This is a genomic window from Catenulispora sp. GP43 (assembly GCF_041260665.1).
Lineage (GTDB): Bacteria > Actinomycetota > Actinomycetes > Streptomycetales > Catenulisporaceae > Catenulispora.
In genome coordinates this window covers 631,430-652,132 of record NZ_JBGCCT010000002.1, presented here as the reverse complement: position 1 = coordinate 652,132, position 20,703 = coordinate 631,430, and the positions used below count along the sequence as shown (strand labels likewise).

The following is a 20,703-nucleotide window of genomic DNA, read 5'->3' as shown; positions in this document are numbered from 1 at the left end:
CACAAACGGCGGCGCGGTCCGGGAATGTTCCCGGACCGCGACCCCTGTGAATAAGTTGTCTTATTCGTAACTGAGGATTCTTACTTGGTGGTCAGCGTGACCGTCAGGATGCTGCGGTAGCTGGCCAGGTCGTTCGCGCCGACGGTGTACAGCGCGGACGGGTCGGTGCCCAGCGCGGTGCCCGGCTTGGGCAGCGGCTTGGGGGTGCGGTAGCCGGCGAAGACCATGGTCGCGGTCTTGCCGTCGTGGCCCAGGACGACCTGCGGGCCGTAGATGCGCCCGCTGTAGTACAGCGCGGGGGCGGTCTTCGGGAAGGTGGTGTCCACCGACAGCAGCGGGTTGGTGAAGCCGTCGACGATCGTCCAGTTCACGCCGTCCTTGCTGGTGGCGTAGCCGATGTAGTGGAAGCCGTCGCTGTCGCCGTCGTAGCAGTTGCCGGCGGCGTAGAACAGGCCCAGGGTGCCGTCGGGGTTGCGCACCACGGTGCCCGAGGGGCTGACGAACCGGGTCGCGGTCGCGCTGGTGCTCTCGTTGTCGCCGAGGCCGTTGACCGGACCGTTGTCGGTGAAGTGGATGCCGTCGGTCGTGGTGGCGCTGCGGACCGTGGAGCGGTCCTCGTTGTTGCCGTAGTACGGCGCCTTGTTCTTGCCCTCGCCGATCTGGTTCAGCGTGGCGAACGGGACGGCGCAGGCGTTGGCCTGGTCGGCGGTCTTGAAGTAGTCCAGCTGCTTCTCGACGTAGAGCACCGTCACCGAACGGCCGTCCCGGTTCGGCAGCACGCCGAGGATGCCGTCGGGGGAGATCAGGCCGGTGGTGGCCTGGGTGTTCGCCGGCACCACCGGGTAGGTGGTGGCCGCCGCGCCGCTGACCGCCGAGCCGGTGCCGCCGGTGCAGCCGGTGAACGTGGTCGCGGTGGAGTCGGTGCAGCGCACGTCCTGGATGCCGGCCGAGGTCTGGATCCGGACCGTGCCCGGGATCTCGAACGCCGAGGTGTCGGCGGCCGGGATGGTGGCCGCCGGCAGGGTCACGGCGGCGGTCAGCGTCGTCGTGGCGCCGGTGCCGACGGCCTGCGCCGAGGGCAGCTTGGCCAGCGGGTTCCTGGCGTCGGCGTCGACCCGGTGGACCAGCAGCTGCGAGCCGGGGGTGTCGGCGGTCGGGCGGGTCAGCGTGTACAGGAAGTCCTTGCCGCCCACGTGCAGCACGGTCGGGTGGCCCTGGCCGTCGTCGTTCAGCGCCGGCGAGGGGCACTGGCCCTGCTGCGACTCCAGCGCCTGGCCCTGGTAGGTCCAGGTCTTGCCGCCGTCGTCGGACTTGGCCGCCAGGACCGCCTCGTCGGTGTCCTTGGGCCGGTAGTCGAAGAAGCCGGTCAGGTGCTGGCCGCTGCCGGTGACGTTCGGGAAGTAGGCCGGCTGGAAGAGCTCGGTCCCCGGATTGCGGGTGACCTTCCCGGAGGCGTCGCAGTACCCGGCCGTCGGGGAGCCGTACGTGGCCGGGGTCTGGCCCAGCGTCCACGGTCCGCCCTTGAGCGTGGCCGGAGCGACCTGCCCGGACAGGGTCCAGGTGGTCGGCCGGCCGCCGTGGTGCCGCCCGGCGGCCATGGCGGTGGCCGGGACCAGGACGGCCGAGCCGACGGCCAGCGCGACCGCCGAGACCGCGAGGCGTCGCTTGGACGCGAGGTAGATTCTCATGGAGCGGAGTTGTACAGCCCCGGCCGGAGGGCACGGTGAACAGCGGCCATATCCGATGCGCATTCACGTGAACTCTTTGCTAGGAAGGGGATCATGCGGATTCGAGTAGGCGGCCGGGACGACGTCCCGGCCTTCCTGGCCTTCGGCGACGAGGCCGTGGCATGGATGAACGCCCGGGGCAACACCCAGCAGTGGGGCACCGAGCCCTGGACCGGCAACGAGAAGCGGCGCGAGGGGTTCCTGCAACGGGCCGACACCGGCGGGATGCGGGTCCTGGAGGACGAGGACGGCATGCCGCTGGGCATCATGGTGATCACCGAGGAGCGCCAGCCCTACGTACCGGACGCCGAGGAGCGGGAGCTGTACGTCAACTTCCTGATCACCTCCCGCAAGCACGCCGGCCGCGGTACCGGACGCGCCCTGATCGAGCGTGCCAAGCAGGAGGCGGCCGAGCGGGGGATCGACCTGCTGCGGGTGGACTGCTGGGCCGGCGAGGACGGGAACCTGGTGAAGGTGTACGAGCGGTACGGGTTCACGCGGGTGCAGGAGTTCACGGTACCGGTCGGGGACGGGGAGTGGCCGGGGATGCTGCTGGCCATGCGGTTGTCGGAGTCGGCTGAAGGCTGAATGACCGGGGGCCGCTCTCAGCTGTCGCGGGCCGGGTCCGAGCTCAGCTGACGCGGGCGGCGATGATCCGGGCGCAGTCGGCGGCCGCGGCGTCGGTGGTGTCGACCTCCAGGTCGTAGCGGACTCCGCGGTGGACGAGGTCCGCCTGGAGTTCGGCCATCCCCGGCGTGCGGTCGCCACGCAGGCTCTCGCGATCCGCGGCGACCCGGCCGTCGCAGCGGACGCCGACCCAGAGCACGTCCAGATCGCCGAGGGCCCGCTCCCACCGCTGCTGCGACACCGCACCCCCGAGGAAGACGTCGTCCACGACGACCTTCGCACCGGCGCGCGCGGTGGCCGCGACGCCGGCCATCCAGGCGGCCGCCAGCATGTGGAAGTCGGCCCCGACACTGACCTCGCCGCCATCGCCGATCTGCAGCCCGGCGTCGGCGGCGAGCATCCGGGGCGGGAGGGCGTCGACGAAGCCGTCGATGCCGAAGGCCAGCCACGCGTCCGGCAACGCGGCCTGCAGGTAGCGCGTGATGCTGGTCTTGCCGTAGCTGGAGCCGCCATTGAGGATGATCACGTGAGCGGTCATCGAGCCACAGTAGGTTGTGGCGGTCGCGGGGCGAAGCGGATATCGCGCCGATTCACCTGGTTCGCCGCCTGGCCCGCTGCCCCACCCGCCGCCTGGTCTGCCGCGTGACCCGCCGCCCGCCCCGCCGCCTAACTCGCCGAAGCCCCGTGCCGCCCCGCCCCGTCGGCGAACCGCTGCGCCCCGGACACCGACTCGGCCAGCGACACCTGCCCGTGCCGCAGCTCGTTGCGCAGCGCCGCCTCTTCCTCCAGGCCGTCCTGTTCGAGGGCCGACATGCGGTCCTCGCGCAGGCACAGCTGCGGCAGCGCGGCGATCTCGGCGGCCAGCGCCTCGGCGGCCTCCCGGACGGTCCCGTCGGGCACCACCCGGTTGGCCAGCCCCCAGGCCAGGGCCTCGTCGGCGGGCACCGCGCGCCCGGTGAGGATCATGTCCATGGCGCGGCTGTGGCCGATCAGCCGCGGCAGCCGCACCGTCCCGCCGTCCACCAGCGGCACCCCCCACCGCCGGCAGAAGACACCGAACACCGCGCTGTCCTCCACCACCCGCAGGTCGCACCACAGCGCCAGCTCGAGCCCGCCGGCCACCGCGTGCCCGGCCACCGCCGCGATCACCGGCTTGGACAGCCGCAGCCGCGAGGGCCCCATCGGCCCGTCCCCGTACGCGAGCATCCCGGCCGGCACCGCCCCGGCGGTCAGAGCCTTGAGATCGAACCCGGCGCAGAATGTCCCGCCGTCACCGTAGAACACCGCGACATGCGCCTCGGCGTCCTTCTCGAAGTCCTGGAACGCGGCCAGCAGCGCGGCGGCCGTCGCCGGGTCCACGGCGTTGCGGACCGCGGGCCGGTGCAGGATGACGGTGGTGACCGGGCCGTTCTTCTCTACGCGGACGGCCGGGGGTTCGACGGCAGGGGGCTCAGCGTTCATGGGGGCAGTCTGGCCCGGCCGGCGTGGGTTGGCCACTGCTCTGCCAGGATGCCGAGATGAGCTACCGCATCGCGTTCCCGGCCGAGATGGACGAGGGCGACTGGGCCCTGCAGGAGGCCAAGGGCTGGCTCGAAGCGAAGATCGTCTGGGACGGTGGCGAGCGGACGGTGACCTTCTACGACCAGGCCAGGCTCATGCAGTCGATCTCGGATGACATGCGGCGGCTCGGATTCTTCGCCGAACCGGGCATCGTCGTGCTGCCGACGGTCACGCGCGCGGGGATCGAAGCCGCCGTCGCCGCCCTGGCGGAGCGGGGCTTCGTCGACCTCCAGCACCCGTGATGGTCCGGGGCCGTCCTCGAACAGTCCCGGACCATTGCGGCATCTCTAGATGTGCCGCCGCGACTGCACCACCCGGAACCGGCTAGCCACATAAGCCAGGTCCGACAGCGCCGCGTTGGCCGCCGGGTTCGCCCCGGTGGCGTGGAAGTCGGAGAAGGCCGCGCTCTGGTTCACGTACACCCCGCCGGTGAGGTTGACCGACAGGTTCACGCCGGCGTCCAGGGCGGCGTCCTCGGTCTTGGCGATGACCTCGTCGTCGGTGGAGTACACCGCCGCGGTGATGGCGCCGTGGTCGCGGACCGTCGTGCGGAAGGTCTCCACGGCCTGCTCGGTGCTGTCGGCGGCGATCAGGAAGCTGATCGGGCCGAACCACTCGCCGGTGTAGACCTCGGTGTCGGCGACGTCGATCGCGGCGATCAGCGGGGTGCGGACCTCGGCGGCGGGGTATTCGGCGTTGGCCACGGGGCGGGAGGCCAGGACGGTCTTGCCGACCGACTCGGCCTGCTTCAGGCGGTCCGCCACGCCGGGGTTGCACACCGCGCCGAGCAGGGCGTTGGCGCGGGCGTCGTCGCCGAGCAGCTTGTCCACGGCGCCGGCCAGGTCGGCGGCGAAGTCGTCGAAGGACTTGTGCTCGCCGGCGACGGTGATGCCCTCGCGCGGGACGAAGATGTTCTGCGGGGTGGTGCACATCTGGCCGCTGTACAGGGAGAACGAGAAGGCCAGGTTGCCCAGCATGCCCTTGTAGTCGTCCACCGAGTCCACGATCACCGTGTTGATGCCGGCCTTCTCGGTGTAGACCACGGCCTGCGGCGCGTTGCGCTCCAGCCAGACGCCGAACTCGGTGGAGCCGGTGTAGTCGATGATGCGGATCTCCGGCCGCAGCGCCAGCGTCTTGGCCAGCCCCTCGCCCGGCTTCTCCACCGCCAGGGCCACCAGGTCCGGGTCGAAGCCGGCCTCGGCCAGGGTGTCGCGCAGGATCGCCACCGAGATCGCCAGCGGCAGGACCGCGTTCGGGTGCGGCTTGACGACCACCGCGTTGCCGGTGGCCAGCGAGGCGAACAGGCCGGGGTAGCTGTTCCAGGTCGGGAAGGTGTTGCAGCCGATGACCAGGCCGATGCCGCGCGGGACGGCGGTGAACTTCTTGGTCATGTGCAGCGCCGGCTTGGGCCCCTGCGGCTTCTCCCACTCGGCCGCCGCGACCTGCGCGGTCTGCGCGGCGTAGGCGTAGGCCACGGCCTCCAGGCCGCGGTCCTGCGCGTGCGGGCCGCCGGCCTGGAACGCCATGCCGAACGCCTGGCCGGAGGTGTGGTGCACGGCGTGCGCGATCTCGTGGGTGCGGGTGTTGAGCCGGGCCAGCGCCTCGATCAGCACCGCGGCCCGGGCCTCGGGGCCGGCGTCGCGCCACTTGGGCATCGCCGCCTGCATCGCCGGCAGCAGCACGTCCAGGTCCGGGTGCGGGTAGGTGACGCCCAGCGCCACGCCGTACGGCGACCTCTCGCCGCCGACCAGCTCGTCGGTCCCGGGCTGGGCCAGCGGGAACGGCCGGTCCAGGTAGCCCTCGTAGGCCAGCTTGCCGGCGGTGGCGGCCTCCTCGCCGTAGGCCTTGGGGATCTCCGGGTAGGGCGTCCAGAACGCCCGTTCGCGAATCGCCTCCACCGCCCGATCGAGGGTTTCGCGGTGGCGGACGGAGAACTGCTCGGCCGTGGCGGTCATCATCGACTCCCGGAATGCTGGTGTGGCGGCCCTGACGGGATCTAGAGTAAACCGAACGGTCGGTCGGTTCCAGGGTGGGACACCCCCTGGTTGCCCCAGCCTGCGAAGGAGCGATGATCCGATGGTGGGGAGCGAGGCGAGCGCATCACTCGTGGGAGTGATCGGCGCCGGCACGATGGGCGCCGGGATCGCCCAGTTGGCCGTGCAGGCCGGGCATCCGGTCGCGGTCTACGACGCGGTCGAGGGAGCCGCCGAGCGCGCCGTCGCGGGCATCGGCAAGCGCCTGGACTCGCTCGCGGCCAAGGGCAGGATCGCTGCTGAGGAAGCTCAAGCGGCCAAGGACCGGCTGTCCGCGATCACCGCGCTGGACGCCCTGAAGGACGCCGCCCTCGTGGTCGAGGCGGTGATCGAGGACCTGGGCGTCAAGCAGAAGCTGTTCGCCGGCCTGGAGGACGTCGTCGGCGCCGACTGCCTGCTGGCCACCAACACCTCCTCGCTGTCCATCAGCGCCATCGCCGGCGGCCTGCGCGAGCCCGAGCGCCTGGTCGGCATGCACTTCTTCAACCCGGCGCCGCTGATGCCGCTGGTCGAGATCGTCGACGGCCTGGCCACCGACCCCGACGTCAGCGCGGCCGTGGCCGAGCTGGCCGAGGCGTGGGGCAAGACGACGGTCCGCTGCCGCTCCACCCCCGGCTTCATCGTCAACCGCGTCGCACGCCCCTTCTACGCCGAGGCCCTGCGCGCCTCCGAGGAGCAGGCGGCCGACTTCGCGACCATCGACGCGGTCCTGCGCGAGAGCGGCGGCTTCAAGATGGGGCCGTTCGAGCTGATGGACATGATCGGGCTCGACGTGAACCTGGCCGTGTCCACCTCGGTGTGGGAGGCGACCGGCTACGACCCGCGCTACACCCCGGCGTGGACGCAGAAGGAGCACGTCGCGGCGAAGCGGCTGGGCCGTAAGAGCGGCCGCGGGTTCTATGAGTACGGCGAGGATGTGGAGAAGCCCGCGCCGAACTACGCGGAGGCGCACGAGCTGGTGAAGACCCGCATGCCTTTGCTGCACCGCAGCCACGGCAAGACCGCGACCTCCTACGGCGACGGCCGGATCCTGGTGGACCTCGCCCTGGACCCGGACGGCATGCCGACGGTCGCCCTCGCCCCGGCGGCCGACACCCCGAACGTGGCGCTGACCGCGGTGATCGCGGCCTTCCAGAGCCAGGGCAAGAAGGTCGTGGTGCTGGAGGACGTCCCCGGCATGGTGGTGACCCGGACCGTCGCGCGGCTCGTCAACGAGGCCGTGGACGCGCTGTACCGTGGCGACGCGGAAGAAGACGACATCGACACCGCGATGAAGCTCGGGGTCAACTACCCCAAGGGGCCGCTGGAGTGGGGCGAGGACCTGGGCTTCGGCTACGTCTGTGAAGTCCTCGACAACCTTGAGGACGTCTACCGCGACGGCCGCTACCGCGCCTCGCCGCTGCTGCGCCAGCTCGCCCACGCCGACCGGCTCATGGACCGGCCGCTTGAGAGCCGCCTGACCGAATACCGCGGACAGGCCGTGCTCGACGCGCTCCGAAAGGCCGCCGCACACCACGCGGCCCAGCACCCCGACCAGCACCCCGACGAGGACCCCGACCAGGACCCCGCCACACCGGACAAGGACCCAGCATGACCGACGCCTACCTCGTCACCGGCACCCGCACCCCCTTCGGCCGCTACGGCGGCGCGCTGGCCCCGGTCCGTCCCGATGACATGGCCGCGCACACCATCCGCGAACTGCTCGCCGGTGTCCCGCAGATCCCCGGCGCGGCCGTGGACGAGGTCTTCCTCGGCGATGCCAACCAGGCCGGCGAGGACAACCGCGACGTGGCGCGCATGGCGCTGCTGCTGGCCGGGCTGCCGGTGACGGTCCCGGGCGCGACCGTGAACCGGCTGTGCGGTTCGGGGCTGGAGGCGCTGGTGCAGGCCGCGCGGCAGATCCGGCTCGGCGAGGCGGACATCGTGGTGGCCGGCGGGGTGGAGTCCATGTCGCGGGCGCCGTTCGTGATGGGCAAGGCCGACACCGCCTTCGCCCGCAGCGCGGACGTCTTCGACACCACCATAGGCTGGCGCTTCGTCAATCCCCTGATGAAGAAGCAGTACGGCATCGACTCCATGCCCGAGACCGCCGAGAACGTCGCCGCGGACTTCCACGTCGGCCGCGAGGACCAGGACGCCTTCGCGCTCCGCTCCCAGGAGCGCGCGCTGCGGGCGCAGGCGAACGGCCGCCTGGCCAAGGAGATCAGCCCGATCAGCATCCCGCGCCGCAAGGCCGACCCGCTCGTCGTCGACCAGGACGAGCACCCGCGCAGCACCTCCTTGGAGGCGCTGGCCAAGCTCGGCACGCCGTTCCGCGAGGGCGGTACCGTCACCGCCGGCAACGCCTCCGGCGTCAACGACGGCGCCGTGGCGCTGCTGGTCGCCTCCGGCGAGGCCGTCGAGCGGTACGGCCTCACGCCGCTGGCCAAGGTCGTCACCTCGCACACCGCCGGCGTCGAGCCGCGCATCATGGGCATCGGCCCGGTGCCGGCGACCCGCGGCCTGCTGGAGCGCGCGAAGCTGGGGATCGGCGACATCGACGTCGTCGAGCTGAACGAGGCCTTCGCCGCGCAGTCGCTGGCGTGTCTCAGGGAACTGGGACTCCCCGACGACGCCGAGCACGTCAACCCCAACGGCGGCGCCATCGCCCTGGGCCACCCGCTCGGCGCGTCCGGCGCGCGTCTGGCGCTGACCGCCGCGCTGGAGCTGGACGAACGCCAGGCGCGGTACGCCGTGGCCACGATGTGCATCGGCGTGGGGCAGGGGATCGCGGTGCTGCTGGAGCGTGCGGCATGAGTTCGCTTCCTGACATCTCCGCGCGGGAACTCGATGACGCCGAGCGCTCTTCTGTCGAGGAACTCAGGGCTCTGCAAACCGAGCGGATGGCCTGGACGCTGAACCACGCCTACGCCAACGTCCCGCACTACCGCGCGGCGTTCGACGCGGCCGGCGTGCATCCGCAGGACTTCAAAGAACTGGCCGACCTGAAGCACTTCCCCTTCACGGCGAAGAAGGACCTGCGCGACAACTACCCGTTCGGCATGTTCGCCGTGCCCAGGGAGCAGGTCGCGCGGATCCACGCCTCGTCGGGGACGACCGGTAAGGCCACCGTCGTCGGCTACACCGCGACGGACCTGGAGAACTGGGCCGCCGTCGGCGCGCGCTCGCTGCGGGCCGCCGGGGTCCGGCCCGGCGACCGGGTCCACGTCGCCTACGGCTACGGCCTGTTCACCGGCGGCCTCGGCGTGCACTACGGCGCCGAGGCGCTGGGCTGCACCGTCATCCCGATCTCCGGCGGACAGACGGCCCGGCAGGTGCAGCTGATCCAGGACTTCGAGCCCGACGTCATCTGTGTGACGCCGTCCTATCTGCTGGCGATCGTCGACGAGATGGAGCGGCAGGGCATCGACCCGGCCTCGACCTCGCTGCGCGTCGCGGTGCTCGGCGCCGAGCCGTGGACCGACGCGATGCGGGCCGAGATCGAGGAGCGGCTCGGGGCGCACGCCGTGGACATCTACGGACTCTCCGAGGTGATGGGGCCCGGCGTCGGCAACGAGGACGTCGCCGAGAAGGACGGCACGTACCTGTGGGAGGACCACTTCTATCCCGAGATCGTCGATCCGGCCACCGGCGAGGTGCTGCCGGACGGTGCCAAGGGCGAGCTGGTCTTCACCTCCCTGACCAAGCAGGCCATGCCGATCGTCCGCTACCGCACCCGCGACCTGACCCGGCTGCTGCCGGGCCTGAGCCGGCCGATGCGGCGGATGGAGCGCATCACCGGGCGCAGCGACGACATGATGATCGTGCGCGGCGTCAACCTCTTCCCCAGCCAGATCGAGGAGGAGCTGCTGACCGTGGCCGGGCTGGCGCCGCACTTCGTCTGCGTCCTGACCCGCCCCGGGCGGCTCGACGAGCTGTGCGTGCGGGTCGAGGCCCGGGACGCGGTGGTCGACCGGGCCGCGGCGGCCGGGCGGCTGGCGTCCGGGGTGAAGGAGAGGTTCGGCGTCACCATCACCGTTGACGTGCTGGACCCCGGCGGCCTGGAGCGCTCGCAGGGCAAGGCCCAACGCATCCTCGACATGCGGGGCGACCACACATGAGCGTCTCTTCCCGGCGCACCACCTACACGCCCGACTCCCTGCTGGAAGTCGCCGTCGCCGTGTTCAACGAGCGCGGCTACGACGGCACCAGCATGGAGGATCTGGCGCGGGCGGCGGGGATCACGAAATCGTCGATCTACCACCACGTCAAGGGCAAGGAGGAGCTGCTCACCCGCGGCGTCAACCGGGCCCTGGACGCGCTGAACGCCTCGCTGGACACCCTGGAGGCGCTCCCGGACGCCGGGGAGCTGGACCGGGTGGAGCAGGCGGTGTTCCGCGCGGTGCAGATCCTGGTCGAGGAGCTGCCGTACGTGACGCTGCTGCTGCGCGTGCGCGGCAACACCGAGACCGAGCGGGCCGCGCAGGCCCGGCGCCGCGAGATCGACCAGCGGCTGGCGGGCTTCGTGGAGCGCGCGGCGGCGGCCGGGGCGCTGCGCACGGACCTGGATCCGCGGCTGGCCTCGCGGCTGGTGTTCGGGATGGTGAACTCGGTCGTGGAGTGGTACCGGCCCGGGCCCGGGCGGTGGTCCGCGGACGACGTCGCGTCGGCGGTGACGCACTTGGTGTTCGACGGGTTGCGGCGGCGCTGATCAGGGTGCTGATGAGGGGCTGATCGGCGCCGCCGCGGCGGCTACGGCGGCCACCGGGCTACGGGACCACGGGGCCACGGGACCACGCGGCTACGGCTCGAGGTCGTCCAAGCCCGACGGTCGCATGTTGGCCAGCTCGAACTTGATCGACAGCTCGTCGACGACCTCTTCCAAGGTCCGGCCGGTGGCCGCTGCGTTGTCCTGCGCCAGGGCCGCGAGCAGCTGGACGGCCGACAGAAGCGTTTCGCGGACGTCCGATCCCGGGCCGTCCTGATGGACGTTGAGGCCCAGGGCGTTGTTCCTCATGGCCATCACGACGGGTCCTTCGTGGACCAGGGTCCGCAGGAGGGTGAGGACCAGTCGCGGGTGATCAAGACCGAAATAGCGTCGTTCTCTCGTCACGCCCCCAGTGTCGCACAAGTGTTCGAACGATGCGGGCCGTCTCTACAAGTAGGGCCGCGTGATCAGCTCGATCCCGTGGCCGGCCGGGTCCAGGAAGTAGACGCCGCGGCCGCCGTGCTCGTGGTTGATCTCGCCGGGCTTGGTCATCTGCGGGTCGGCCCAGTGGGTGACGCCGTCCTCGCACAGGCGCCGGTGGGCACGGTCGAAGTGCTCGTCGTCGAGCAGGAAGGCGTAGTGCTGCATCTGGATCTCGACCGGCGGCTCGGCGAACTGGAGCAGGACGCCGTCGGCGAGCTGGATGTTGGTGAACGGGCCCCAGGACGGTGCTTCGGCGGCTTCGAGCAGTTCGCGGAAGAAGCGGGCCGATTCCTGGCGGTCCTTGGCGGCGATGATGGTGTGGTTGAACGTCGCGGGCATGCGGTGTGACCTCTCCGAGGGTTCGGGTTCAGCAGGACTCGTGGTTGGTGGGTGCACGAGTTGCTGGGAGGTCCGCGTGCCGGGCGCCGGGAGGGCCCCTGGCGTACCCGACGGGCGATCAGCCTGCCACCGGGTCGCCGATCCGTGCGTGGCGCGAGGCCGGTCCGGTGTTCACGGTTTCGACGCTACCGGATTCTTCGCCGACTTTCAGCCGCGCGCGGGTTGTGAGCGCCGCGCAGATTCGGGAAGATCTGCGGTAGACGCGGCGACTGAAGGAACTTTGGCGACATGATCGATGGCCACGCGCCGGTCGGCACGATCGGCGACCTCTTCGACCCGGAACCGGCGACGTGGGGCCTGCGCGGGGATCCGTATCTGTGGCGGTCCATGCGCACCATGCTGGCCAAACGGGTCCTGCCCAGCTCCGAGAAAGACCTGGTCGAGATCCTGCGCTCCGCGTTCCGCTGGCTTGCCGGGAACGACCTGCAGGACCAGACCACGGACCGGATCTACCGCGAGGAGCTGGCGCGCGGCGGGATGACCAGTGGGCAGGTCGATCTGGAGATCTGGCGGAACGTGCTGGTGCCGCTGCTGGTGGAGCGGTGGCGGATCGCGATTCAGGGTCCTGCGACTGCTCCGGCGGCGGCCCCCGCATCGGCTCAGGGGCCGACCTCCCACAGCAGCCGGTAGTACTCGGTGCGCTCGGGGTCGGGGTCGATCCCGTACGCGTCGAGCAGCGGCTCCTCCCAGCCTGGGCCGTAGTTCCAGGTCGTCGACCAGGTGGCGATCGCCAGGTCCGACCAGCGGTCCGCGACGCCGAGCGCGCCGAGGTCCACGTGCCCGGCGAAACGGCCGTCGGCGGACAGCAGGGTGTTCGGGGCGCAGGTGTCGCCGTGGCAGACCACGAGCAGGTCCACCGGCGGGATGTCGGCCACCCGCTTGAGCGCGTCGGCCGGCGCCAGGCCGGCGAAGTCGGGGTGCAGCGTGCGGTGCGCACGCCCGGCGGCGGCGCGCTCGGCCTCGGCGACCCGCTCCTGGGCCGAGGCGCTGAACGGGCACTCGGCGACGGGCAGCGCGTCGTGGAGGCCGCGCAGGGCCTCGCCGATGACCCGGACGGCGGTCGCCGGATCCTGCTTCCACCGGTCGGTCACGGCCATGTCGCCGTCGAGCGCGGCGGTGACGAGCCACGCACCCTGCGAATCCGAGTTCTGCTCCAGCACCCGCGGCACGGTCACGAACGCCCCGGCCCACCGCATCCGCGCCGCCTCACCGGCCAGATCCACGCCGCTGCCGGCCGGCGCCCACTTCGCGAAGCGGGCGGCCGGACCCTCGCCGAGGCGGAAGGTGGTGGCGCCCTCGTTGTGCCAGACCGGCAGGATCGGGCGGCCGGCGGCGGTCTGGCGGATCTGGTCGGGGACCGGGTGGTCGGGGGCGGGGATGGAGGTGAAGCTGAGCGAGGTCACCTTGGCAGGATGCCAGCGATCGGGGATGCGGACCTTGGATTATTCGGGCCGACCGCAGACCGCAGACCGCAGACTCGACCGCCGAGCCGACCCCTGGCTGCCAGCCGCCGGCCCCGCCCCGCCCCGCCATCCTCAGCTCGGATCCACCGCCAGCCGGTACCCCCGCTTCGTCACCGTCGCCACCACGTCCGCGTGCTCCCCGAGCGAGGTCCGCAGCCGGGCGACCGTCGCCTCGACCGCGTGCTCGTCGCGCCGCATGCCGGTCCAGACCCGGCGCAGCAGCTCGGCGCGGCTGAGTACGCGTCCGGGCTGGCGGGCCAGCTCGCGCAGGACGCCGGCCGGCAGCGGCGACAGGGGGACCGCGCGGCCGTCGATCAGGACCGCGTTGCCCTGGACCACGATGTCGCGGCCGGGGGTGTTCAGCCGGCGGCGGACTCGGGGCGGCAGTTCCTGGGTGATCACCCGGGCCAGGGAGCCGAGCCGTCCGCGGTCCGGCCACACCGGGGTGATGCCGTGTGGCTCCAGAGGCGCCGCGCAGACCGGTCCGATGCAGGCCGCCAGGACGTCCGCCTGCATCGCGTCCACCACCCGGGTCAGGCTGCCGTCGTTCTCGGCCGCGGCCAGGAACGCCGCCGCGCCGGGCGCCGAGGTGAACGCCACCGCGTGCACCTGTCGCCGTACCACCGCCTCCACCAGGCGGCCGACCGCGGTCGTGTCCTGCGGCGCGCCCCACTGGTACACCGGGACCGGGACCACGTCGGCGCCGGCGCCGCGCAGCGCGTCCAGGAAGGCGGTGTCGGCGCTGCCGTGCAGCTGGACCGCGATCCGGGTGCCGGCCAGGTCCCGGGCCAGGAGCCAGGACAGCAGCTCGGTCGAGGACTCCGACGGCGGCGAATAGGTTTCGCGCATTCCACACTGCCGGATCGCGCCGGTCGCCTTCGGGCCCCGGGCGACCAGCGCGGCCGAGCCCAGGACCGCCGCCAGCGGGTCGGCCAGGCCCCAGCCCTCGACCGTCGAGATCCACGCGCGCCACCCGATCCCGGTCGTGGCCACCGCGTAGTCCAACGGCTCGCGCAGGCACTCCTCGGTCGCGGCTCGCAACATCCGGTCATCGGCCAAAGGGATGATGCGCATGGTCGGGGCCATCATGATCTCGGCACCGCGCCGCCGCAGCATCGCCCCGAGCTCCTCCCGCCGTCTGTCGGAGGTGATCGCCACGACGCAGCCGACCAGGGGTTCGGGGAGCGGTCCGGCCTGGGAGGGGGTCGGTGAACCCTGTGTGTCGGATTCGGTTGTCGCGGTGTCCATGAGCCGCACTATCTCCGGGCCCGATTACGGTGGTGTTGCCGACCGGATACGGGGCGGTAAGACGGTCCGCGCCCCAGTTCGAGTCCCACGGGCAACCCGTCATGTCGCGGAGTTGACGATGTGAGACCTCCGTCGCGCACGGGTAACGGCGGCGCGCCGCGCTGGAAACGCACACTCGCGAGGCTGGGCCCATGGACTCGCCCTCCCCGCTCAGCCGCACGCACTGCCCGTACTGCGCACTGCAATGCGGGATGGAGCTGCACGCCGACGGCGGCGGGGGCACTGAGCTGCGCGCCGCCGGATGGGAGGCCTTCCAGGTCAACAAGGGAGCGCTGTGTCAGAAGGGTGCGACCTCCACGGAGCTGCTGAACCCGGCGCTCCGGCTGACCTCGCCCCTGCTGCGCCGCACCCGCGGCGCCGAGCTGGAACCGGTGAGCTGGGAGGAAGCCCTCGACGTCGCGGCCGGCCGGCTGGAGTCGATCGCCGCGGACCGGGGACCGGCGGCCGTCGGCGTCTTCGGCGGCGGCGGACTCACGCACGAGAAGGCGTACTCCCTGGGCAAGTTCGCCCGCGTGGTCCTGCAGACCCCGCACATCGACTACAACGGCCGCTTCTGCATGAGCGCCGCCGCCGCGGCCTCCCAGCGCGCCTTCGGCGTGGACCGCGGCCTGCCGTTCCCGCTGGCCGACGTGGCGCACACCGACGTGATCCTGCTGGTCGGCTCCAACCTCGCCGACACGATGCCGCCGGCGCTGCGGTACTTCACCACGCAACGCGACAACGGCGGCCGGCTGATCGTGGTCGACCCGCGGCGGACGCGGACCGCCGAGCAGGCAGACCTGCACCTCCAGCCGGTTCCCGGGACAGACGCGGCGCTCGCCGCCGGGCTGCTGCACGTCCTGATCGCCGAGCACCTGATCGACAGCGCCTTCATCGCCGCCCGCACCAGCGGCTTCGACGAGGCGCGCGCCGAAGCCCAGCGCTGGTGGCCCGAACGTGTCGAGGCGGTGTGCGGCGTCCCGGCAGGGGACCTGCGGGAGGCGGCGCGGATGTTCGCCGGCAGCGGCTCCAGCACCGGCTCCAGCACAGGTTCAAGCACCGGCATGGTGCTGACGGCGCGCGGCACCGAACAACAGGCCGACGGCGCCGACGCCGTGAACGCGTGGATCAACCTCGCGCTCGCCGCCGGCAAGGCGGGCCGTCCGTACTGCGGCTACGGCGCCATCACCGGCCAGGGCAACGGCCAGGGCGGACGCGAACACGGCCAGAAGGCCGACCAGCTTCCCGGCTACCGCAAGATCACCGATCCGGCGGCGCGCGAACACGTCGCGGGAGTCTGGGGGATCAGCCCCGAGGCCCTGCCGGGGCCGGGACGGCCGGCGGTGGAGCTGCTGGCGTCGTGCGGTACTGATATACGTGCTCTGCTGGTGGCCGGATCGAATCCGGTGGTGTCGGCGCCCGATGCGGAGTTCGTGACATCGCGGTTGCGGGCGCTGGACTTCCTGGCGGTGTGCGACGTCGTGCTGTCGGAGACGGCGGCGATGGCGGACGTGGTGTTCCCGGTGACGCAGTGGGCCGAGGAGACCGGGACCGTGACGAACCTGGAAGGCAGGGTTCTGCTACGCCGGCAAGCCGTGGCGCCGCCCGACGGAGTGCGCTCGGACCTGGACGTCATGGGCGCCCTGGCGGAGCGCCTGGGATGGCCGGGCTTCCTGACCTCGCCGGAGAAGGTGTTCGCGGAGCTCGCCGAGGCCTCCGCCGGGGGAGTCGCAGACTACTCGGGGCTCTCGCACGAGCGGCTGGACGAGACCTCCGAGGGCGCCGGTCTGCACTGGCCCTGCCCGACGCCCGATCACCCCGGCACGCCGAGGATGTTCCTGGACGCCTTCGGGACCCCGGACGGCCTGGCGCGGTTCGTGCCGGTGGCGTGCGAGCCGGCGATCGAGGAGCCGTGCGCGGACTTCCCGTACCGGCTGACCACCGGACGTGTGCTGGCGCAGTACCAGTCGGGGGCGCAGACGCGCCGGGTGCGTGCGCTGAACGCCGCCGAGCCGGGACCGTTCGTCCAGCTGCACCCTGATTTGGCGGCGGCACTCGCGGTCGCGGAGGGGGATCCCGTGCGGGTGACGAGCCGGCGCGGTACGGCGATTGCACCCGCGCGGATCAGTGGCCTGATTCGCCAGGACACCGTGTTCATGCCGTTCCATTGGGCCGGCCCGGGGCGCGCGAACACCCTGACGCGACGCGCGACGGACCCGGTGTCGGGCATGCCGGCGTTCAAGACGGCGGCGGTCCGGGTGGAGGCGGCGCGGTGACGCGAGTGGTGACGCGGGTGGTGGTGGCCGGTGCCGGGCTTGCCGGGCATGAGGTGGTGCGGCGGCTTCTGGCCGATGCGCGGTTCGACGGGACGATCACGTGGCACGCGGGGGAGGCCGGCTACCCCTATAACAGGGTTCTGCTGACAGATCTGCTTGCCGGGCAGCACGCGCCGGGGGCGATCGAGCTGCCGACGCTGAATGACCCGCGCCTGACTTACCGGACCAGCCCGCTGCGCGGCATCGCCAGGGCCGAGTTCGATCACTTGGTGCTGGCGACCGGGGCCGAGCCGGTGATTCCGCCGGTGCGGGGGAACGCGGTGGCGCTCAGGACGCTCGCCGATGTGCGGACGATCTTGAATGAGGTCGACAGGAAGCTGCGCCGCGTGGCTGTCGTCGGCGGTGGGCCGCTCGGCGTGGAGACCGCTTGTGCGCTGGCCAGCCGCGGGATCCGCGTCGAGCTCCTGCACCGCGGCCCGTACCTCCTCTCCCGGTGGCTCGATGCCGAATCGGCCGCCCTGCTCGGCGGATCCCTGACCAGGGCCGGCATCGTCGTGCACTGCGACACTGACGTCAGCGCCGCGACCGGCGGCACCTGGCCGAGTGCCGACCTCGTCATCCTCGCCTGCGGGGTGCGGCCCCGCATCGCGCTGGCCCGGGCCGCCGGGCTGCCGGTCGGTCGCGGAATTCTGGTCGACACATCCGGCCGCTCCCTCGGCGACGAGCGGATCTTCGCCATCGGCGACTGCGCCGAGGCAGTCGATCGGCCGGCCGGCGCCCTCGCAGCCCTCGACGACGCCCGTCGCGCCGCCTCCGCGATCGCGGGCGGCACGTCCCCGCTGCCGGCGGCCGCGCCGCCTCTGCGCCTGCGGACCTACGGCATCCCCGGTGCCGACGTCGCCGTCCTGGGCCGGCCGGGCGCCGAGGCCGCCATCCAGTTCACCGACCAGCGCCGCCGTACGCGCAAGGTCCTGGCGCTGGACGGCGACGTGCCGGTCGCGGCCGCGCTGGTCGGCGATGTCGGTGCGGCGGCTGCCCTCGCGCAGGCCATCGCCCGGCCGGCGGCGCCCGCGCCGCGGCTGCCGGCCGCCCTTCTCACATCGGGGGCCGGGCGCGGTGCGGGCGGTTTCGGCGGCGTGTAACAAAGCCGAAGCGGGAGGGAAACGGCGCGGGACGAGTCTTGAGGGCATGAGCCCCTCGCAGCGCACCGTTCTCGTCGTCGGTCACGGCATGGTCGCCCACCGCTTCGTCTCCAGCCTGCTGGAGCACGGGCATCCGGCGCCGGCCGTCACCGTCTTCGGGGCCGAGGACCGGCCCGCCTACGACCGGGTCCGTCTCTCCTCGTGGTTCGACGACCGCGACCAGGGCGGCCTGCACCTGGACCCGTATCCGGACGGCGCCGTCGAGGTCCTCAGCGGGGTCGCCGTGGTGGACGTCGACCGCCGGGCGCAGACCGTCACCACCGCGGACGGCGGCGTGCGCGGCTACGACACCCTGGTGCTGGCCACCGGCTCCCGGCCGTTCGTGCCGCCGGTGGAGAACCACCAGGCGCCCGGCTGCTTCGTCTACCGCACCCTGGACGACGTCGAGGCCATCGCCGCGTACGCTGCCGAGAACGGCCGCAGTGCCGGTGTGGTGGTCGGCGGCGGGCTTCTCGGACTGGAGGCCGCCAAGGCCCTGACCAGCCTCGGACTGAAGACCACGGTCGTGGAGTTCGCGCCCCGCCTGATGCCGCTGCAGGTCGACGACGGCGGCGCGGCCGCGTTGCAGGGCCGCATCGCAGAGCTCGGCGTCACCCTGCACACCGGCACCCGCCTGGACAAGGTCGTGGTCGACGCCGAGGGCGTGACCACAGCCGTCCAGGCGGTCCGCGGCGACACCACCGAGACCATCGACGCCGACCTGGTCGTCTTCGCCGCCGGCGTCCGCCCCGAGGACAGCCTGGCGCGCGCGGCCGGCCTGGACGTCGGCGAACGCGGCGGCATCGCCGTCGACGAGCTCTGCCGCACCTCCGACCCGCGCGTCTACGCCATCGGCGAGTGCGCCCTGGCCGCCGACGGCCGGGTCTACGGCCTGGTGGCGCCGGGCTATCAGATGGCCGAGGCAGCCGCCGCGCACATCGCGAAGGAAGCCGAGGACCGCGCCTTCACCGGCGCCGACACCTCCACCAAGCTCAAGCTGCTCGGCGTGGAGGTGGCCAGCTTCGGCGACGCGTTCGGCACCGAGGACGGCGCCATGTCCGCCACCTACAGCGACTCGCGCCGCCAGGTCTACCGCAAGCTCACCATCGCCCAGGACGGCCGGCTGCTCGGCGGCATCCTGGTCGGCGACGCCGACGACTACGGCACGCTGCGCGCCCTGGTCGGCGCGCAGCCGCCGGCCGCGCCGGAGGCCCTGCTGCTGCCGGCCGGGACCGCCGGCTCCGCCGCGATCGGGCCGTCCGCGCTGCCGGACGCCGCCGTGCTGTGCTCCTGCCACAACGTCACCAAGGGCGCGATCTGCGCGGCGATCCACGACCTGGCCGGCGAGGGCGACGGCGTGGTGACGCCCAAGGAGATCGGCGCCTGCACCAAGGCCGGGACCGGATGCGGGTCCTGCGTCACCTCCGTCAAGGCGCTGATCAAGGACTCCGGAGCCGGCGGCGGCTCGGCCCTGTGCGAGCACTTCTCGCAGACCCGCGCCGAGCTCTACACCGTCGTCCGCCGCGATCGCATCACCACCTACGCCGAACTGCTGGCCAAGCACGGCACCGCCGCGACCGCTGCCAACCCTGTCACCGACGGCTGCGACGTCTGCAAGCCCGCCGTCGGCTCCATCCTGGCCTCCCTCGGCGGCCTGCTGGCCGCCGAGGACAGCAAGCCGCACGTCCTGGACGGCGGCCAGGCCGCCCTGCAGGACACTAACGACCACGTCCTGGCCAACCTGCAGCGCAACGGCTCCTACTCCGTCGTGCCGCGCATCCCGGGCGGCGAGATCACGCCGGACAAGCTCATCGTCATCGGCGAGGTGGCGCGCGACTTCGGCCTCTACACGAAGATCACCGGCGGCCAGCGCATCGACCTGTTCGGCGCGACGATGGCCGACCTGCCGAAGATCTGGCGGCGACTGGTCGATGCCGGCTTCGAATCAGGGCACGCCTACGGAAAGGCGCTGCGGACCGTGAAGTCCTGCGTGGGCTCCACCTGGTGCCGCTACGGCGTCCAGGACTCGGTGAAGATGGCCATCGACCTGGAGCTGCGCTACCGGGGCCTGCGCGCGCCGCACAAGATCAAGATGGCGGTGTCCGGCTGCGCCCGGGAGTGCGCCGAGGCCCAGTCCAAGGACGTCGGCGTCATCGCCACCGAACGCGGCTGGAATCTCTACGTCGGAGGGAACGGCGGGGCCCGGCCCCGGCACGCCGACCTGCTGGCCACCGACCTCGACGACGAGACGCTGGTCCGCACCATCGACCGCTTCCTGGCCCTGTACATCGCCGAGGCCGACCGGCTGGAGCGCACCGCGACCTGGGTCGAGCGCTACGAGGGCGGCCTGGACCAGCTCCGCAGTGTCCTGATCGACGACGTCGAGGAGCGCGGCGCGGAGCTGGAGGCGCTGATCGCCGCGCACGTCGAGGCCTACACCGACGAATGGCGCGCGGTGCTGGACGACCCGGTGAAGCTGGCCCGCTTCGCGACGTTCGTGAACGCGCCGGAAGCCCCCGACCCGACCGTCGCGTTCGTCCCCGAACGCGGGCAGATCAAGCCGTTGCTCACCCTTGGGAGGCGCTGATGTGGACACCAGTGTGCAAGTACGCGGAGCTGGAACCGGGCCGCGGCGTGGCGGCGCTGGTCGGCGACGAGGCGGTGGCCTTGTTCCGGCTCGGTGACGGATCGCTCTACGCGGTCGGCAACACCGATCCCTTCTGCGGCGCCTCGGTCATCTCCCGCGGCATCACCGGCATGCGCGGCGACGGCACCGCCACGGTCGCCTCCCCGATGTACAAGGACGTCTTCGACCTGGCGACCGGCGTCGCCCTGGAGGCCCCGGACGTGCGGCTTCCGGTGTTCGCCGTGCGCCGGCACCGGGGTGTGGTGTGGGTCGCGCCGGATGTCACATCCGGGACGGCGGCGGATGCGGAACTCCTCACGGAGCCGACTCCGGCGGCTTGAACAGGCGAAACAG

General features: G+C 72.3%; 19 protein-coding genes. 11 read left to right on the top strand and 8 right to left on the bottom strand.

What is annotated here, in order from left to right:
• Positions 1-80: 80 nt before the first annotated feature.
• Positions 81-1,688, bottom strand: a complete 1,608-nt coding sequence (locus tag ABH926_RS06675; RefSeq protein ID WP_370364456.1) for a hypothetical protein — start codon at positions 1,686-1,688, stop codon at positions 81-83.
• Positions 1,689-1,781: 93 nt separating this feature from the next.
• Between ABH926_RS06675 and ABH926_RS06670 the strand changes: the two genes are divergently transcribed.
• Positions 1,782-2,315, top strand: coding sequence for a GNAT family N-acetyltransferase (locus ABH926_RS06670; RefSeq protein WP_370364455.1), 534 nt, complete (start codon positions 1,782-1,784; stop codon positions 2,313-2,315).
• A gap of 43 nt (positions 2,316-2,358) precedes the next feature.
• On the opposite strand, the gene cpt is transcribed toward ABH926_RS06670, so the two are convergent.
• Together cpt and ABH926_RS06660 are read right to left on the bottom strand one after the other, a co-directional pair.
• Positions 2,359-2,892 carry a chloramphenicol phosphotransferase CPT gene (gene cpt / locus ABH926_RS06665; RefSeq protein ID WP_370364453.1) on the bottom strand — a complete coding sequence of 178 codons (534 nt, stop codon included), beginning with the start codon at positions 2,890-2,892 and terminating at the stop codon, positions 2,359-2,361.
• A 128-nt stretch (positions 2,893-3,020) separates the two neighbouring features.
• The gene (locus ABH926_RS06660) at positions 3,021-3,815 is read right to left on the bottom strand and encodes a crotonase/enoyl-CoA hydratase family protein (RefSeq protein WP_370364452.1); all 795 of its coding nucleotides are present in this window, start codon (positions 3,813-3,815) and stop codon (positions 3,021-3,023) included.
• A 56-nt stretch (positions 3,816-3,871) separates the two neighbouring features.
• Here ABH926_RS06660 and ABH926_RS06655 point away from each other — a divergent pair, with 56 nt between their 5' ends.
• Complete coding sequence (locus ABH926_RS06655) at positions 3,872-4,156, top strand: hypothetical protein (protein WP_370364451.1); 285 nt, start codon at positions 3,872-3,874, stop codon at positions 4,154-4,156.
• A gap of 45 nt (positions 4,157-4,201) precedes the next feature.
• Here ABH926_RS06655 and paaN read toward each other — a convergent pair whose 3' ends face one another.
• Positions 4,202-5,869, bottom strand: a complete 1,668-nt coding sequence (gene paaN / locus ABH926_RS06650; protein WP_370364575.1) for a phenylacetic acid degradation protein PaaN — start codon at positions 5,867-5,869, stop codon at positions 4,202-4,204.
• Between the two features lie 121 nt (positions 5,870-5,990).
• Here paaN and ABH926_RS06645 point away from each other — a divergent pair, with 121 nt between their 5' ends.
• From ABH926_RS06645 to ABH926_RS06630, 4 genes are read left to right on the top strand one after another with little or no spacing between them, the layout of a single operon-like run.
• Complete coding sequence (locus ABH926_RS06645; RefSeq protein ID WP_370364450.1) at positions 5,991-7,541, top strand: 3-hydroxyacyl-CoA dehydrogenase NAD-binding domain-containing protein; 1,551 nt, start codon at positions 5,991-5,993, stop codon at positions 7,539-7,541.
• Positions 7,538-8,743 carry a 3-oxoadipyl-CoA thiolase gene (pcaF, locus tag ABH926_RS06640; RefSeq protein ID WP_370364449.1) on the top strand — a complete coding sequence of 402 codons (1,206 nt, stop codon included), beginning with the start codon at positions 7,538-7,540 and terminating at the stop codon, positions 8,741-8,743. The genes ABH926_RS06645 and pcaF overlap by 4 nt, the downstream gene beginning before the upstream one ends.
• Positions 8,740-10,047 (top strand): phenylacetate--CoA ligase PaaK, encoded by a 1,308-nt coding sequence (gene paaK, locus ABH926_RS06635; protein WP_370364448.1) that lies wholly within the window; start codon positions 8,740-8,742, stop codon positions 10,045-10,047. Before pcaF ends, paaK begins: the two co-directional genes overlap by 4 nt.
• The gene (locus ABH926_RS06630) at positions 10,044-10,637 is read left to right on the top strand and encodes a TetR/AcrR family transcriptional regulator (protein WP_370364447.1); all 594 of its coding nucleotides are present in this window, start codon (positions 10,044-10,046) and stop codon (positions 10,635-10,637) included. The genes paaK and ABH926_RS06630 overlap by 4 nt, the downstream gene beginning before the upstream one ends.
• 90 nt (positions 10,638-10,727) lie before the next feature.
• Here the strand turns inward: ABH926_RS06630 and ABH926_RS06625 are convergent, their stop codons facing one another.
• Entirely contained in the window at positions 10,728-11,039 is a 312-nt protein-coding gene (locus ABH926_RS06625; protein WP_370341447.1) for a hypothetical protein, read from the bottom strand.
• A 42-nt stretch (positions 11,040-11,081) separates the two neighbouring features.
• Complete coding sequence (locus ABH926_RS06620) at positions 11,082-11,456, bottom strand: VOC family protein (protein WP_370364446.1); 375 nt, start codon at positions 11,454-11,456, stop codon at positions 11,082-11,084.
• Between the two features lie 288 nt (positions 11,457-11,744).
• Here ABH926_RS06620 and ABH926_RS06615 point away from each other — a divergent pair, with 288 nt between their 5' ends.
• Entirely contained in the window at positions 11,745-12,146 is a 402-nt protein-coding gene (locus tag ABH926_RS06615) for a hypothetical protein (RefSeq protein ID WP_370364445.1), read from the top strand.
• Here the strand turns inward: ABH926_RS06615 and ABH926_RS06610 are convergent.
• Positions 12,116-12,919: an aminoglycoside 3'-phosphotransferase gene (locus tag ABH926_RS06610; RefSeq protein WP_370364444.1), complete on the bottom strand. Its 804-nt coding sequence runs from the start codon at positions 12,917-12,919 to the stop codon at positions 12,116-12,118. The two genes, ABH926_RS06615 and ABH926_RS06610, sit on opposite strands and share 31 nt — an antisense overlap.
• Positions 12,920-13,051: 132 nt before the next feature.
• Positions 13,052-14,227, bottom strand: coding sequence for a uroporphyrinogen-III synthase (locus tag ABH926_RS06605; RefSeq protein WP_370364443.1), 1,176 nt, complete (start codon positions 14,225-14,227; stop codon positions 13,052-13,054).
• A 191-nt stretch (positions 14,228-14,418) separates the two neighbouring features.
• Here ABH926_RS06605 and ABH926_RS06600 point away from each other — a divergent pair, with 191 nt between their 5' ends.
• Genes ABH926_RS06600 through nirD form a run of 4 tightly spaced genes read left to right on the top strand, consistent with a single transcriptional unit; the run spans position 14,419 to position 20,690 of the window.
• Positions 14,419-16,542 (top strand): molybdopterin oxidoreductase family protein, encoded by a 2,124-nt coding sequence (locus ABH926_RS06600; RefSeq protein ID WP_370364442.1) that lies wholly within the window; start codon positions 14,419-14,421, stop codon positions 16,540-16,542.
• Complete coding sequence (locus tag ABH926_RS06595) at positions 16,539-17,684, top strand: NAD(P)/FAD-dependent oxidoreductase (RefSeq protein WP_370364441.1); 1,146 nt, start codon at positions 16,539-16,541, stop codon at positions 17,682-17,684. Before ABH926_RS06600 ends, ABH926_RS06595 begins: the two co-directional genes overlap by 4 nt.
• A 46-nt stretch (positions 17,685-17,730) precedes the next feature.
• Positions 17,731-20,310 (top strand): nitrite reductase large subunit NirB, encoded by a 2,580-nt coding sequence (nirB, locus tag ABH926_RS06590; protein WP_370364440.1) that lies wholly within the window; start codon positions 17,731-17,733, stop codon positions 20,308-20,310.
• On the top strand, positions 20,310-20,690 hold the full coding sequence (nirD, locus tag ABH926_RS06585) for a nitrite reductase small subunit NirD (RefSeq protein ID WP_370364439.1): 381 nt from the start codon (positions 20,310-20,312) through the stop codon (positions 20,688-20,690). Before nirB ends, nirD begins: the two co-directional genes overlap by 1 nt.
• The last annotated feature ends 13 nt before the right edge of the window (positions 20,691-20,703 follow it).